This is a genomic window from Tritonibacter scottomollicae, from assembly GCF_003003215.1.
GTDB lineage: Bacteria > Pseudomonadota > Alphaproteobacteria > Rhodobacterales > Rhodobacteraceae > Epibacterium > Epibacterium scottomollicae.
Genome location: NZ_PVUF01000010.1, coordinates 154118 through 169699, shown reverse-complemented (window position 1 = coordinate 169699; position 15582 = coordinate 154118). Strand labels below are relative to the sequence as shown.

The 15582-nt window shown below is 60.4% G+C and carries 13 protein-coding genes; 5 read left to right on the top strand and 8 right to left on the bottom strand.

Annotation, left to right across the window (positions count from 1 at the left end; genetic code table 11):
- Window positions 1-298: 298 nt before the first annotated feature.
- Window positions 299-2779, bottom strand: a complete 2481-nt coding sequence (locus CLV89_RS15660; protein ID WP_243395034.1) for a hybrid sensor histidine kinase/response regulator — start codon at window positions 2777-2779, stop codon at window positions 299-301.
- Between the two features lie 65 nt (window positions 2780-2844).
- Window positions 2845-3318: a putative pterin-binding protein gene (locus CLV89_RS15655; protein WP_106164592.1), complete on the bottom strand. Its 474-nt coding sequence runs from the start codon at window positions 3316-3318 to the stop codon at window positions 2845-2847.
- Between the two features lie 345 nt (window positions 3319-3663).
- Between CLV89_RS15655 and CLV89_RS15650 the strand changes: the two genes are divergently transcribed.
- Window positions 3664-4278, top strand: a complete 615-nt coding sequence (locus CLV89_RS15650) for a response regulator (protein ID WP_106164591.1) — start codon at window positions 3664-3666, stop codon at window positions 4276-4278.
- Window positions 4279-4604: 326 nt separating this feature from the next.
- Here the strand turns inward: CLV89_RS15650 and CLV89_RS15645 are convergent, their stop codons facing one another.
- Complete coding sequence (locus CLV89_RS15645; protein WP_243395033.1) at window positions 4605-5897, bottom strand: glycosyltransferase family protein; 1293 nt, start codon at window positions 5895-5897, stop codon at window positions 4605-4607.
- Between the two features lie 346 nt (window positions 5898-6243).
- On the opposite strand from CLV89_RS15645, the gene CLV89_RS15640 reads away from it, so the two are divergent.
- On the top strand, window positions 6244-6579 hold the full coding sequence (locus CLV89_RS15640) for a TfoX/Sxy family protein (RefSeq protein ID WP_106164590.1): 336 nt from the start codon (window positions 6244-6246) through the stop codon (window positions 6577-6579).
- A gap of 114 nt (window positions 6580-6693) precedes the next feature.
- Here CLV89_RS15640 and ndk read toward each other — a convergent pair whose 3' ends face one another.
- The 3 genes from ndk to CLV89_RS15625 form a co-directional block, all read right to left on the bottom strand.
- Window positions 6694-7116, bottom strand: a complete 423-nt coding sequence (ndk, locus tag CLV89_RS15635; protein WP_106164589.1) for a nucleoside-diphosphate kinase — start codon at window positions 7114-7116, stop codon at window positions 6694-6696.
- Window positions 7117-7272: 156 nt separating this feature from the next.
- Complete coding sequence (locus CLV89_RS15630) at window positions 7273-8493, bottom strand: multidrug effflux MFS transporter (protein ID WP_243395032.1); 1221 nt, start codon at window positions 8491-8493, stop codon at window positions 7273-7275.
- A gap of 154 nt (window positions 8494-8647) precedes the next feature.
- Complete coding sequence (locus CLV89_RS15625; protein ID WP_106164588.1) at window positions 8648-10237, bottom strand: DUF2235 domain-containing protein; 1590 nt, start codon at window positions 10235-10237, stop codon at window positions 8648-8650.
- Window positions 10238-10420: 183 nt separating this feature from the next.
- Between CLV89_RS15625 and CLV89_RS15620 the strand changes: the two genes are divergently transcribed.
- The 3 genes from CLV89_RS15620 to CLV89_RS15610 are packed head-to-tail and all read left to right on the top strand — an operon-like array spanning window position 10421 to window position 13535.
- Window positions 10421-12280, top strand: a complete 1860-nt coding sequence (locus CLV89_RS15620) for an ABC-F family ATP-binding cassette domain-containing protein (RefSeq protein WP_106164587.1) — start codon at window positions 10421-10423, stop codon at window positions 12278-12280.
- On the top strand, window positions 12280-12903 hold the full coding sequence (locus tag CLV89_RS15615) for a MarC family protein (RefSeq protein WP_106164586.1): 624 nt from the start codon (window positions 12280-12282) through the stop codon (window positions 12901-12903). The genes CLV89_RS15620 and CLV89_RS15615 overlap by 1 nt, the downstream gene beginning before the upstream one ends.
- A 50-nt stretch (window positions 12904-12953) precedes the next feature.
- Window positions 12954-13535, top strand: a complete 582-nt coding sequence (locus tag CLV89_RS15610; RefSeq protein ID WP_106164585.1) for a retropepsin-like aspartic protease family protein — start codon at window positions 12954-12956, stop codon at window positions 13533-13535.
- A gap of 78 nt (window positions 13536-13613) precedes the next feature.
- On the opposite strand, the gene CLV89_RS15605 is transcribed toward CLV89_RS15610, so the two are convergent.
- Entirely contained in the window at window positions 13614-14078 is a 465-nt protein-coding gene (locus CLV89_RS15605; RefSeq protein WP_106164584.1) for a DNA polymerase III subunit chi, read from the bottom strand.
- 8 nt (window positions 14079-14086) lie between these two features.
- Window positions 14087-15559: a leucyl aminopeptidase gene (locus tag CLV89_RS15600; RefSeq protein WP_106164583.1), complete on the bottom strand. Its 1473-nt coding sequence runs from the start codon at window positions 15557-15559 to the stop codon at window positions 14087-14089.
- Window positions 15560-15582 lie beyond the last annotated feature (23 nt).

Below are 15582 nucleotides of genomic sequence, written 5' to 3'. Positions count from 1 at the left end.
GCGGAAGTCCAAATCCGCATCGCCGTCATGAACGGCTATACGGCGCTCGGCATACCCATTACCGAGGCCGTGGGATAAGTCCGTCTAGGGAAAGGGGAACTCTGTCTATCAGTGGATTTGTGCAACAGAGTCCATCAGAATGTCCACTACCGAAAATAGACATTATCAGCACGCCACGGGCACCGTCAGAGCGCCTTCAATGGACGCTCACCCTGGAAATGCAAATGGCAAACTTTATCTCCAATCTTGGCGTGTTGAATTTGCTTAGACGCAGTATACTATGTTGCACCGATAGGGATTACGCGTCCGCCTGATGCCCTGCCCCAATGTAATGCCTAAGCATACCATCAGCAGATCGCCAGGCTGTGCGCAATCCGTAGAGCTCCGGCACAACGTTGGTGTTAGCCTCTTCGAGTTGCAGCATAGAGGCACGCAATTCCAATAGACCCAGTACAGCAGCGGAACCTGCGAGCCGGTGGGCTTCCTGGCGGTGGCGCTCGGTCAACTCTTCGCTTTGCTCCAACTGATCGCTCAGCTTTCGAACATCACTGCAAAACTCAACTAGGAAATGCTTCGCTTTATCGGGTCCAATTGCATTTACAAACTGTTCGATGTCAGAATCACCGGGATGCGCCGGCACAGGCGGGGCGGCTTTCGTCGCATCGAGGTCTCCTCTCCCATGCCGTGCTATAGTGCCCGCAAGTGCATCCCGGTCGATCGGTTTGGTCAGAACCTCGGCAAAACCCGCGTTGAGAATGCGTGAATGGTCATCCTCGGCTGCATGCGCTGTCAAAGCCACGATATTGGTGTCATCGGCAAGATGCTCCTCTCTTGCACGGCGCAACACCTCCATGCCGTCGATGTCGGGCATGCTAATATCAGTAATGACAAGATCGAAGGTCTCGGTTCGAAGTGCCTTGATCCCGTCTTCGCCACCGCTCATCGAGGTGACATCATGGCCAAAATCGCCCAGCATTTTCTCCAGAAGAAGACGATTGATATCATTGTCTTCTATGATCAATAGCTTCTGCCCCGAGCGCGACTGCTCCTGCCCGATCCGCTGTAGACACTGTTCCAGATCCGATGGGGGCAGCGGAACAGCGAAGGTGAACAAGCTGCCCTCGCCCGGTTCGCTCTCGCAGGTGATCTCTCCCCCCATCGTTCGCACCAGACGCTGCGAAATCGCGAGACCAAGACCGGTTCCTTCGCTTCCCCGCTTGTAGCTCGGGTCAAGCATGATGAACTCGTCGAATATCCGTTCCAGATCGTCTGCAGCAATCCCTTGGCCGGTATCGGCAACACTGAACTCGATCGTGTCCCCGGAGGTGCGCATCACATCCACCGATACCGCACCATCACGCGTGAACTTCAACGCGTTGCCGATCAAATTCAGCAAGACCTGCTGCACATAACGACTGCGCCCCAAAACACAATCTGTCGCCCCAAGGCTACAGAACACGCTGAGTTCATTGCCATTCTTGCCCGCCGCAGCTTGCAAGCTATCGCAGGTACTGGCAACCAGATCGGCCAAATCAAACGGCGCGACCGCCTCGGGTTCGGCCCCGGCTTCCAACCGCGACAATTCCAGAACGTCATTGACGTGATGCAGCAAAAGCTCTCCGGAAACCCGCATCGCCTGCAGGAACTTTCGCTGCTCCGACGACGGGGTTAGGTCATCCAGAATATCCAGCGAGCCCAGAATGCCCGTAAGAGGAGTGCGCATTTCGTGGCTCATGACCGTTAGCAGCTTGTCTTTTGCCTTCTCCCCCGCCAGCGCATCATCTCGGGCGCGACGCAAATCCTCTTCCGCACGCAAGCGGCGCGAAATATCGCGGACGTAACTCACCAGCACCTCGTTTCCGTTGGAGCGGCTCATTGTCAGGGACACTTCAACAGGAAGGGTTTCACCGGATTTACGCCGGGCCGTCATCCGGATACGGCCATCGGTCTCTCGCAGCTCACTAGGCAGTTGCTTGTCAGTGAACATCTCAGACTTCACAGGCACCAGATCTTCGAACGGCAACCCGATGGCCTCTTGGGCCGAATAGTCGAAAATTTCCTCTGCCGCGCCGTTGAAGGCCGTGATCCGCCCCGCCTCATCCGCCATCAGAATGGCATCGAGTGAGGAGGTCACCATGGCCTCCGTCCGGGCTGCTTCACGCGCCTGCAGTGCGGCCAATTTCTGCCCCCGCCGGAACAACAGCAGGATCATCAGAGCGGTCAGAGTGAGCGCGGCGGTCAGCGTAATGACGACGATCGCGAGGTTCAGGAACAGATCATGCAGCTGCACGCGTTCATCCCCGGCGGTCTCTGCCTGCAGCGCGACGCCGATCAGCGCGAGGTCACGCACGTCATTGCCATCGGCCACCACCATCTCGCGCAGCTCATCCAAACTGCTCAGCAGCGTCTCATCGGAGGCGTCGATCAACCCGGCCTGCGCCTTCATACCGCGATGCAGGCGCTCCAGGGACAGTTCGCCTTCCTTGTTGTCACGTATGCCAGAGTAAAAAGCGCTCTCACGGAAGGTGGCAATTCGGCTGTAATAGATGTCGAACTGTCGTCGCAGCCTCACCAGGTCATCGGCATCGTTGGTTTGCATCGCTGCCAACCGGTATTTCAGGTAGTCCACCTCCGCCTGCGACAGGGTCCACTGCAGGTTGTCCGTCGCCGCCGAGGACAATGCTTCGATCCGGGATTGCACATCTTTGCCCAGCCTAACGGCTTGTACCGCCAGCAGTATAAGAACCACGGCGGCACCAGTGAAAAGCCAACGATGCATCTGCGGTATCTTGAGGCGCTGCAAGAGCCGGATACCTCCTGAATGTTAGCCCCCGAAAAGGCCGGTTAGTTCACTGTTATCCTGTTCAGCTGCCAGATGCTGCGCGAATAGACCTCTTCGGTGCGAAACTCTGCACCGCTGTCATAGGGATAGATGATCCAAAGTGGCCCCTTGTCTCGAAGAGACATTCTTTCGCCATTTCGCATGTAAGCAACGATGGGCCCACCCGCGCGCACATCCGACATCGGGATCTCAACGGCGTAGTCATTGACGGCGGCCGCTTCCAGCGTGCCTTCAGCGACGTCAACATGGGACAGCAACCGATCCAACGACACCCCGACAAACCTCTGCTCGCCGTCGCTCCAGATCGTGGAGGTCACAACCTCGCGCTCTCCCAGATCGCGCAGGTCGCGGATCGTGAATTCATGAACGTCTTCTCCTGCACGAACCGTTAGCAGAATGTCCTGCTCGCTGGCGATCACGGGCAGGGAAAATGCAAGGGTGAACAAGGCCACCACTGCGGCAAGAAGGCGTTTCATCATGTGTCTCCAATATTCGCTTTGCCCGTCTTCGGGCTTGTCAGGATACTGGCATATCCAAACCAATACGGCATGAACGCCTGTGTATAGTCTGCTAGACTTTCGTATAAGATCGGTAAACTCAGCTTTCGAAAATGTGGCTTTTGTCGCCGCATTGGCACGCCTTTTCAGCACACGCCAATGCGATTCCTGCCAAAATGAGGGCTCGGCAGAGATTTGCGGCGAACAATCCTACCGTGCGACACAAGCAATCCACTGCAAAATAATCCGGCAAAAGTTGATGGATTGGAAAGGTTTGCCCCTGTAGGGTTATCTAGGAACAGTGAAAACAGGTTAAACGGCGACATGCGCATTCTACTTGCAGATGATCATGACATGGTGCGTGATACCATTTCCGCATATCTCACCTCGGAAGGCGGAGCAGAGATTACGGCCACAACGGATTTGCACCGAGCCATGCAAGAGCTTGAAGATCAGGGTCCATTCGATCTCGTCCTGCTCGACTATAATATGCCGGGAATGAACGGCCTCGACGGTCTGCAACGTGCCCTGAAAGCAAACGGCGGTCGTGGCGTCGCCATCCTGTCGGGCAGCGCCCCGACCCGTACGGCGCAGGATGCATTGGACGCAGGTGCCATCGGCTTCATCCCCAAGACAATGGGCGCTCAATCCCTGCTGAACGCTGTTCGCTTCATGAGCGCCGGCGAGATTTACGTGCCAGTCGAACTGATGCGAGAAGAGGCCTCTGCCCCTGCACACCCGCTGCTTGCCCAACTCAGCCCGCGCGAAATCGAGGTTCTAAGTGGCCTGTGCCAAGGCCAGTCCAACAAGGAAATCGCCCGCGATCTGAATTTGCAGGAAGTCACCATCAAGCTGCATGTACGCACCCTGTGCCGCAAACTGGATGCCAAGAACCGCACCCAGGCCGCGATGACGGCAAAGGAAGCTGGCCTGTTCTAAAGACCGCGCCTGTCGTGGTCCAATCGCCCACCGCACGCAGATCACCCTGCCAAGGTGGTTGGATTTGTCAGGGTGGCTGCATAGCGAGCAAAGAAATAGTCGGAGTGTGTAAAGCCTCTCCACCTCAGGCTTCAGGCCCGCAGTTTCCATTCGGATTGAGAGGCAGTTGACCTCCTGCGCCGCCACAAGACCCGCCTCCCCAGATCCCGTCACGTCGATGCTTCACCGTGCCACTGGCTACGGCTGGACCAAACCATCGCACAAAAAGACGCCCCGCGTGGGCGCGCGGGACGTCAAAGTGCCGGTGTTGCTTGAATGGAGGGGGGTTATGCAACTCCGGCGGGGGACACAGAAAGCTTCATGGAATGGTCGCTCGGCGCGCTCAGCGACGAAATCTGCAGTTGCACAAGGTGCAATGTAGCTGAGCCGGGATTTTCGATCATGCGTGTGCGCCCGGCGGGAATACGCGCGCTCTGGCTCTCCCACACAAGCTTGACATGCCCACCCAGCGTGATCAGCGCCGCCCCCTGCACAACGATCCAATGCTCTGCGGCTCCTGCCCCTGCGCTCAGCTCCACCTGAGCACCCGGCTGCACCGTCAAACGTTGCAGGGTGAAACCCGGCCCCATGGCAAGTGTTTCGTGACGCCCCCATTCATGCTCGGATGAGCGGGACATCAGCGCATCGTCCTCGGAGGCGTTGGCGAGACTTTTGTAGACGGACATCATTTCTGCGGTGTGAGAATGCTCCCCTGCCTGCTCCTGCGCCAAATCCGTGTCCCAGGCCGACATCTCGCGGTCTGCCACCGCATCCCGGTCCCAATCGCTCAACTCAGTCCAGGAAGTATCCATCTGGATCGCCGAGACATGCTCCAATTTCTGCGCCACGGCGCGCTCGAAGCTCACGCATTTGACGCGCTGATAGCTACTGTTGTCTAGGTAGATGGCCCGACCCGCTGCGGCGGCCCGCAACAGGGCATTCTTGACCGGGAGAAACAGACGGCTCGCGTGGCGCTTGAAGGCTGCAATTAGCACATCCACCCGCGCAATGTAGATACCAAGCCCCCAGAGCTGGTGATTGCCCTGCAACAGATGAGACAAGGTCGTCTGCCGCCCGGAGGCCAAGAGTCGGCTGACGGAAACCGGGGCGGTGTCACGCGGCTGGTCTGCGATCTCCATCACGCCGAAACCGGGATAGGCCCGTCCGGTGCGATGCCCCAGCATCACCACTTCTCCGCGCTGTGCTGCCGGGATTGCCTGGCACAGAGCTGTATCAAGTGCCTTTTGATCCTCAAGGTTTGCTGAGGCCGGGGCCACGACCACAATCGCATCAGGCTCATGCCGCAGGGAGAGAACCGCACTCAGCAACGCCGCTGCCGGTTTGTGGGTGTCCGGCTCCAGGATGATCCGGGCGTGATTGGATTGTGCCTCGACCAGAGGTCCGCAATCCTGCGTCGCGACGACCAACGGAGATGCAAAGACTTCCCCCGTCAAATGCGCGACAACCTGTTCAAAGCGGCTGGGAATTCCGGGAGAGCGTTCAAAGTGCATCGGACCTTCCCCCGCCTGACGGTCACTGGACGGATGCACGCTACCGGCAAGAATGATGGGATGCAGCATTGGAACCTCTTTCGCTTGGTATTCCGATGTGTACAAACGTATGCCATCTGTCATTGCGCCGTCCCCTATCCATCGGTCTCCGTGCCTCTTGCAAAAGGATAGGACGCAGCCTTTGGGATAGGTGCAGCCCCACCGAGGGTCACAAATTGATTGAATTTCTTTCTATCATTTCTCCTCCGGCAGGGGTCTAACATGCGTTAACCATAAAGCGCGCCAAATGACTGGAATCATTAACCAAGATTCACCAGCACTGATGGAACACATTACGACTCACCACAGGCCTTCAGTGTCGCCAGCCATATCGTTTGGGGCTGACGCAGAGCGGCAATCAGATTAGAACTGGGCCATGACCACACCCGTCTCTTCCATCCGAAACCTCGGCCCGGCCTATGAGGTCGCCTGCGCCCGCGCTGGCATCCACTCCGCCGAGGCGCTGCACGCCCTCGGCGCGGACGCGGCCTATGGCAAGCTGCTGAAATCAGGTAGCAAGCCGCATTTCATCGGGTATTACGTCCTGGTTATGGCTTTGCAGGGGCGCCCCTGGAACGATTGCAAGGGCGAGGAGAAGAAAGCGCTGCGCAAGCGGTTTGATGCGATCAAGGCGTCTTGTTTTGACAACGAACGCTCTGCGCTGGATGCCATTCTGGATGAAATCGGTGTGATCGAGCGGCGCCCGGACTGAGTGCTGCAATGCGCAACGAAAAAGCCGCCGCGTCTGAAACGCGACGGCTCTTCAATCTCAGAATGGTTAAGCGAAGAACGCGCCCCATCCATCAATTTTTCACAAGCGGAGGGCTTAGCCCACCAGTTCGAGACCGGCGAAGAAATAGGCGATTTCTACGGCTGCGGTTTCCGGCGCGTCGGACCCGTGCACGGAGTTCTCACCAACAGATTCCGCGAACTCGGCACGGATGGTGCCGGGCGCTGCGTCTGCCGGGTTGGTTGCGCCCATGATTTCGCGGTTTTTCGCGATGGCACCTTCACCTTCGAGAACCTGCACAACCACCGGAGCGGAGCACATGAAGTCGCACAGTTCGTCGTAGAAGGGACGCTCTGCGTGCACTTCGTAGAACTTGCCAGCTTGAGCTTTGGTCATTTGGATGCGTTTTTGCGCAACAATGCGCAGGCCGGCTTCTTCGAACTTGGCGTTGATCGCGCCAGTCAGGTTGCGGCGGGTTGCATCGGGCTTGATGATCGAAAAGGTGCGTTCCAGTGCCATCAGGCGATCTCCTTCGTGGAATTCACATGTCAATTAGGTGTCGCGGCGCCGGGTCTTGGCCTGCCGCAACGATCTGGCGCCGGGTAGCACGGCTGGTGGCGCATGGGAAGGGGCTTGTGGCCCGCACCAGAGCAAAACACGCCCGCCCTGCGCGGCTCAGGGTTTTGCCGGTTCCAGCGGATCCGCGATGTCGACGATGTGGACGTAGACGGCGGAGATCAGCGCAAGGACGCTTGCCGTCAGCATGATCCCCAGCACCACAAACGGCGCGGTGTCCGGCTGGACCAGCAGCCCCGTCGCGGTGGTCAGCGCTGCGCCCAGCGCAACGGTCATCGCGCCCGACAGCCCCGCCGCACTGCCTGCCAGATCCGGGCGCACCGACATAAGGCCCGCGCTGGCATTGGCGATGGTCAGCCCGTTGCCAAGTCCGACACAGATCGCAGAGCCGAAAAAGACCCATTCGCTGCCCTGCCCGCCCCAGAACAGGCCAAGGCCCAGCGCCGGCCCCACACAAGAGATCACCCGCCCGATCAGGATAAGCGTCAACAGTCGCACCCGTTGCGCCAATCGTCCGGTAATGAAATTCCCCACCATGAAGCCGCAGGTGATGATCCCGATGCCCAGTCCCACCATGGCCGGGCTCAGATCAAACCAGGCGGCAGCGACCATCGGCGCCCCGGTCACAAAGGAATAAAATCCCCCGATGGAAAATGCGACGCAGGCAGAGTAGCCCCAGAACCGACGCGAGGAGAACAATCCCGGATAAAGCCGCATCTGTGCCCGAAAGGTGGCAGAGCGGGAGGTGTTGGTCTCTCCCATGTCCCCCCAGGTCAGCAGCAGCACGATCACGCCCAGCGCGGTATAAAGCCAGAACCCGGAGCGCCAGCCGAACGCCATGTCGAGCGCGCCGCCGATCATCGGACCAGTCATCGGGGCCAGCGCCATAATCATGGCCATGTAACCGAGTTTGCTTGCGGCCTCACTTGGCGGATACATATCCCGGATCACCGCACGCGAAATCACCTGTCCGCTGATGATCGCCCCCTGTAGCAGACGGAACCCGAGAAACACCCAGATGTTGCTCGCCAGTGCGCAGCCAATGGAGGCCACAACAAACAGCGCACAGCAAATCAGCATGATCCGGCGGCGCCCGTAGAGGTCGGATAGAGGCCCCATCAGGATCTGGAGAACGGCGGAGATCGCCAGATAGCCTGCCACCGAGAGATTGGCGAGGCCATAGTCCGCATCAAAGGCAGCCGCGATCCCCGGCAGTGAGGGCAGAAACATATTCAGCGACAACACCGAAAGTGCCGTGCCAAAGATCAGCGTCATCAAGGAGGGCGGCGTCTGTGCGGGGCGCAATATCGTGACAGTCATTCCAATTCCCGGCCAGACAGAGCCGTGACACAAGTCACGACGGCGTTCACAGCAAATCTACATCTCTCAATCTGGGTGCAGTGAACCCCGTCCTCTGGCGGGATACAAGCAAATAGCCTGCTTACGAACAACCTGCAGGGCCTCCCCAGAGCCATCACGGCCTGCGTGCGATCTCCACCCGCAGCGTGCCTGCGTTATTGCGATACATCACCCAGGCGTCATTGGCATAAAGATGGAGATAGCCACTCTCCTGCGCGGTAAAGGACATCTCGCGTCCCAGCACGTGGACCTCGTGATCCTCTACGCCGCTGCCATATTCACTGGCGCCCTGCCCGTTTGCGATCACGCCGATCAGCGCAAACCAGGGCGCGCCCTCCACACGTCGGGTAAAGGGCACATCCGCCTTCTGCAGTCGCTTGATCCGCCGTAGCGCCGCGCGCAGTGCCTCCGGCAGTGTCGCAAGCCAATAGGCCAGCTTGCCCAGATACACACCCGCCCGGGCCCCATCAGCAGTGGCAGGGATCGACGCGTCCAGCCACTCTCCCGCGGCCCTGACATTGTATTTGACACCGCGTTCCAGATAGAGCCCCGTCGCAGTCCAGCGTGGCCGGGCACTGACCCATGTCGTATGGAGGACACCGGGCGCCAGCACATGCGTCGGCCAGTAGCTGCGCTCCCCCGGTGGTGGTGTGCGATGACGCGCGATCACCGACGGGTCAAAGCAGGTGCGGCTGATCCGGTCTGCAATACTGGACGCATCATCCAACAGCTCCGGCACGGCGCGCGGTCGGGTCGGGCGAAAGCGAAACCATCCCAGATAGGATGTATGTCGCAGGGCGAAGGCATCCGGGGTCAACTGTCCCGGTGCGATCTCGCGTATCCCCAGACCATTGGCCTGTGCTTCCCGTATCATCCACTCCAGCGTCAGGTCCCCAAGGCGACAATCGGCATATCCGCCCCCCACGTCACCATGCACGCCGGGAAACCAGCGTTGCTGCACATCCTGCCCCGCGCCCCATTTGGTCCAGAGCGTCGGTGTGAAGTCCTTGCGCCGTTCGTCCATGGCCAGCGCCTGTCGGGCGCAACTGACATTGCCGCCCAATTCAGTATCGCGGAACCCATGCTTGCGCGGATCCCCGAGGATCAGCCGCAACAGCCCCTTGTCGTCCGGGATACCCAGCGCGCCAACAGTGTCCCACACCCCGACAAAGCGGAACCCGACCTGCGCCGGGTCATGGAACTTCACCACTCCTATGGGGCGATCCTGCAGCAAGGCCTCCTGCAACGCGGTCTTGCCCGCACCAGCCTTGCGCGACTGGTATCGCTCCATCAGACGTTTCACCACCTGCCAGGGGTCTTCATAAGGCGAGACGTGATCCGGTCGAAGATCCGCCAGCCCGACGTTGGACACCATCCCCGCGAGACTGCGCACCGCATAGGCCCCTCGGCTGAACCCAAACAGAAAAACTTCGTCCCCCGGTGCGTAGGTTTCGGCCAGGAACTTGTAGGCGCTCATGATGTCATCTTCGAGCCGCAGACCAATGGCTCCGCCCAATGCGCGACGAAAGACACCGCCCGACGTGCCAACACCCGTGCGGTAGTATGCGATCTGCTCAACACCCTGGCCATCATGCGCCGCCACCAGCGAATGCAGCTTTGCCACATTGGTCGGCGTCGGCATTCCGTCGTTGTGCTGATCCGCGGTGTTCCACGTCCCGTCACAACAGATAATCAATCTGCGCATGTCAAAATCCCCCGGCCCCGATGAACCTCTGTCCCGCGACGCGTGATCCGCCCCAGAGACACCTGCAAATAAAACCAAGCCTATCATGCGCGCAGCACAGACCAAGGGCTCTGGTAGAGTGTTCGCACCCTACCCTGCGGATAGTCATTGACCCCCTTCGCGGGTTTCGACATGAGAGAGCCCATGCTCAGGATTGACAACATAACCTATTCCGTCGAAGGCCGCCCTCTGATCGAGGAGGCCTCCGCCACCATTCCCACCGGCCACAAGGTCGGCGTCGTCGGCCGCAACGGCACCGGCAAATCCACCCTCTTCCGCCTGATCCGCGGCGAATTGGTGCTGGAGTCCGGTTCCGTCTCCATGCCGACACAGGCCCGCATCGGCGGTGTCGCGCAGGAGGTGCCCTCCTCTTCGACCTCACTGATCGACACGGTGCTGGCGGCAGACACCGAACGCGCCGCGCTGATGACGGCGTCGGAGACCGAAACCGACGGCACCCGGATTGCCGAGATCCAGACCCGTCTGGCCGATATCGACGCCTGGTCCGCCGAGGCGCGCGCCGCCTCGATCCTCAAGGGTCTTGGGTTTGACAACGAAGACCAGCAACGCCCCTGTTCGGATTTCTCCGGCGGTTGGCGCATGCGCGTGGCGCTGGCGGCCGTGCTGTTCGCACAGCCCGACTTCCTGCTGCTGGACGAACCGACCAACTACCTCGACCTCGAAGGCGCGCTGTGGCTGGAAAGCTATATCGCCCGCTACCCGCATACGGTGTTGATCGTGTCGCACGACCGCGGTCTGCTCAATCGGGCGGTGGGGGCAATCCTGCATCTGGAGGATCGCAAGCTGACGCTCTATCAGGGCCCTTACGATACCTTTGCGGAAACCCGCGCCGCGCGGATCCTTGCCGCGCAATCCGAGGCCCGCAAACAAGACACCCGCCGCGCCCACCTGCAAAGCTTTGTTGATCGTTTCCGCGCCAAGGCCTCCAAGGCGAAACAAGCCCAGTCGCGTCTGAAGATGATCGAGAAGATGAAACCGATCTCGACACCGCAGGAGGCCGCCCTGCGCGCTTTCACCTTCCCGGAGCCGGAAGAGATGTCGCCCCCCATCATCCAGATCGAGGGTGGTGTCACCGGCTATGGCGAGACCGAGGTTCTGAACCGGCTCGATCTGCGCATCGACCAGGACGACCGCATCGCGCTGCTGGGCAAGAACGGTCAGGGCAAATCCACCCTGTCGAAACTGCTATCGGACCGGCTGCCCCTGATGGCGGGCAAAATGGTGCGCTCGTCCAAGCTGCGCATCGGTTATTTCGCCCAGCATCAGGTGGACGAGCTTTACGTGGACGAGACCCCCATCGATCACCTGCGTCGCCTGCGCCCGCATGAGGCCCCCGGCAAATGGCGCACCCGTCTGGCTGGCTTCGGTCTGCTTGCAGCACAGGTCGAAACCCCGGTTGGCAAATTGTCCGGTGGCCAGAAGGCCCGCCTCAGCCTGCTCTTGGCGACACTCGACGCCCCCCATATGCTGATCCTCGACGAGCCGACGAACCACCTCGACATCGAAAGTCGCGAGGCGCTGGTCGAGGCGCTGACCGCCTATAGCGGCGCGGTCATTCTGGTCAGCCACGACATGCATTTGCTGAGCATGGTGGCAGATCGGCTCTGGCTGGTGTCCGGCGGCACCGTGGCGCCCTATGACGGCGATCTCGACAGCTATCGCGAGATGCTGCTGATGCGCGACAAGCCCGCGCGCAAAGCCGATACCAAATCCGCGTCGAAGCCGAAACCCAAACGCGCCAGCCGCGATCAGATCCTTGCCCTGCGCAACGAGGTCCGCAAGGCCGAGGCCCGGATCGAGAAACTGACCGAGATGCAGGACAAGCTGGACGAGAAGCTTGCCGATCCGGAGCTCTACGAGTCGAGCCGCGCCGGGGACCGGGCGGTCTGGCAGAAGAAACACGCTGAATGCATGGACGCGCTGGATCGGGCCGAAGCCCTGTGGATGAAGGCGCTGGAAAAACTGGAGGTGGCAGAGGCCTGATGCTCGATACCGCTTTTCTCATCACATCGTTTGTGACGCTCTTCGTCATCATCGACCCGATCGGTCTGATGCCGGTGTTCCTGGCCCTGACCCAGGGTATGAGTTCAAAGCAGCGCCGGGCGATCGCCATCCGCGCCTCGGTGACGGGCATCGGCATTCTTGCGGTTTTTGCGCTCTTTGGCGAAAGCGTGCTCGGGTTCATCGGCATCTCCATGGCTGCATTCCGGGTCGCCGGGGGTATCCTGTTGTTCCTGACCGCGCTCGACATGCTGTTCGAACGCCGAACCGCACGTCGGCAGCATCAGGGGGACGAGATCGCACCGGAAGATGACCCTTCGGTCTTTCCCATGGCGATCCCGCTGATCGCCGGTCCCGGTTCCATCGCAACCGTGATCCTGCTGACCGGTCAGCACCCGGGCATCGAAGGCTTTGCCTCCGTCATGGCCATCGTAGTCGCTGTGATCGCCTTGATGCTGCTGATGTTTGCCATTTCCGGGATGGTCGAGCGCGTACTCGGGCCCGTTGGGATCAACGTGGCGACCCGGCTGCTGGGCATGCTGCTAGCGGCATTGTCCGTACAGTTTGTTCTTGAAGGTCTGAGCGCCTTTGGCTTTGCCAACTAGACAAGCCCCTATAGGATACCTACCTCCCTACTCATGGAGGAGTGAACACGATGACGTCTGACGATATGGGCCAAATGATCTATCTGGTGGTGCTCCTGGCCGCCGTTGGATCATGGGTGTTTGTTCAGAACCGGCAATCTCTGGGCAAGACCGCGCAGCAGCTGGCCATCTGGGCATTGATTTTTCTCGGCGTCATTGCCGCCTATGGGCTATGGGGTGACATCCGGTCGACCGTCGCGCCGCAACAGGCCGTCATGTCGGATGGTGGCCAGATCAGCGTTCCCCGGTCGCGTGACGGGCACTATTACCTGACGCTGCAGATCAACGAACAGCCAGTGAGCTTTCTTGTCGACACCGGTGCCAGCGAAATGGTCCTCAATGCCGAGTCGGCAGCTCGCGTGGGTATTGAGACCGAAGACCTTGCCTATCTGGGCCGTGCCATGACCGCCAATGGCGAAGTCCGCACCGCACGCATCAAACTGGACAGTGTCGGTCTGGGCGGCATTGTGGATCGCAATGTCTCCGCCTGGGTCAATGAAGGGGCGCTTGAACAATCGCTGCTGGGGATGGGGTATCTACAGCGGTTTTCCGGCTTGGAAATTCGCAACAACGAGCTGCTGCTCACCCGTTGACAGCATCCCCCTTGCCGGGGCTGCGCACTTGTTCGTCCTGCCGACATCGGGCACGGGTCACCAACATGGCCATGCTGCTCAGCCGCCGCTTTCGGCCTTCTTCTCCCAGCGCCCGCTTTCCTCGGACCAATACTGCGCCGCGCATCCCGCCGCGGTCAGCGCTTTCCACTGGCCGCGTGCATGCTGCACCGCCTCCGGATCGGTACCGTCAAACAGGATGCAGACCCGCTCCAGCGCGGTCACCTCGTCTGGCGCAACATCCGCGCCATCAACGCACATGACGCAGGTCGCGCCATTCGACACCTCGGCAGAGGTCGTCAACAGGATCGGTTGCAGCGCATCATGGGGGCCACCCGCCAGCCCGTGCGGCAGGAAACTTGCGTCCCCTGCCTGCCAGAGCGTGTCATCGAGCCAGGCAAGCCGGTCCGGGTCACGCCCACGCACCGCAATGCGCCAGCCTGCGCCACGCGCCTTGTCCAGCAGAACCGGCAAGGTGTCCTGCAATGGCCTGCGCGTCAGGTGGTAGAAATAAGCGGCCCCCATTTTCGCTCTCACTCCGCCTCGAAATGATCCTGCACCAGGCGGCTCAACGCCAGGACGCCCCAGCCCGTTGCTCCCTTTGGCGCATAGGCGGTGTTGGACTTGACCGAAGCCACGCCCGCAATGTCCAGATGGATCCAGGGCGTGCCGTCCTGAATGAAGCGCTGCAGGAATTGCGCAGCCGTGATCGAGCCTGCCGGGCGACCTCCGACGTTTTTCAAATCCGCAACGCGGGACTTCAGCTGATCGTCATAGGCCTGCCCAAGAGGCATGCGCCACGCCCCTTCGTCCTCGGCATCCGCCGCCTTCAGGAAGGCCTTGCACAGGGTATCATCGTTGGAAAACACGCCTGCGTTTTCATGGCCCAGACCGATGATGATCGCACCGGTGAGGGTTGCGAGATCAATGATACCGGCTGGTTTGAACCGTTCCTGCGCGTACCAGAGCACATCGCAGAGCACCATGCGCCCTTCGGCATCGGTATTGATGATCTCCACCGTGTCGCCCTTCATCGACTTGATGACGTCGCCGGGACGAATGGCCGTGCTCGACGGCATATTCTCCACCAGCCCGACCAGGCCCACCACATTCGCCTTCGCCTTGCGCAGAGCAAGGGCGCGCATGGTGCCCGCAACAACGCCTGCGCCGCCCATGTCCATGGTCATGTCTTCCATGCCAGCGGCGGGCTTCAGCGAAATGCCGCCCGTATCAAAGACCACACCCTTGCCGACGAGCGCCAGCGGAGCGGCGTCCTTGTCGCCACCGTTCCATTTCATCACCACGACCTTTGACGGGCTCGCGGAGCCCTGACCAACAGCCAGCAACATCCGCATGCCGAGTGCGTCCAGCGCGGCCTCGTCCAGCACTTCGACCTCGAGCCCAAGGGAGGTCATCTCCTCAAGCCGGTTGGCAAATTCAGTGGTTGTCAGCACATTGGCGGGCTCATTCACCAGATCCCGGGTCATATGCACGCCCTCCGCCACCGCCAGAAGCGGTGCAAAGGCAGCCTCGATCTCCTCGGGCTTGTTGTGGCCGATGGTGATCGTGCCAGCAGCATCCGCCTCAGCGGATTTATGAGCATCAAAGCTATAGCTGCGCAGAGCCAGCCCCAGCGTCAGATCCGCCGCACGGGACATGTTGCCTGTTTTCACTGTCAGCGGTTTGCGGCCGCGTGCCTCGGCCAGCTTGGCCCCGGCCTTGCGCGCCTCGGTCACCGTAAGGCGGCGGGGCAGGACCAATACGTGCAGCGCCTCGACCGCCAGCCCTGCGGGCCAAGCAAGCGTGATGACCTGTCCGGTCTTGGCCTTTGAGAATTCGTCCGAGGCGATCAGACGCGCCACGGCGCCCTTGGACAGCCGATTGGCGCTGCGGGCCGCCTGATCCATGGTTCCCTCGGGCGTCACCACGATCGCAAGATGGCCTTCGACATCGGCGAGGGCTTTGGGATCATAGGTGGAAAAACGGATCGGGGTAAGCGCGCTCATTCAGGTCTCCTGTAGATCATCAG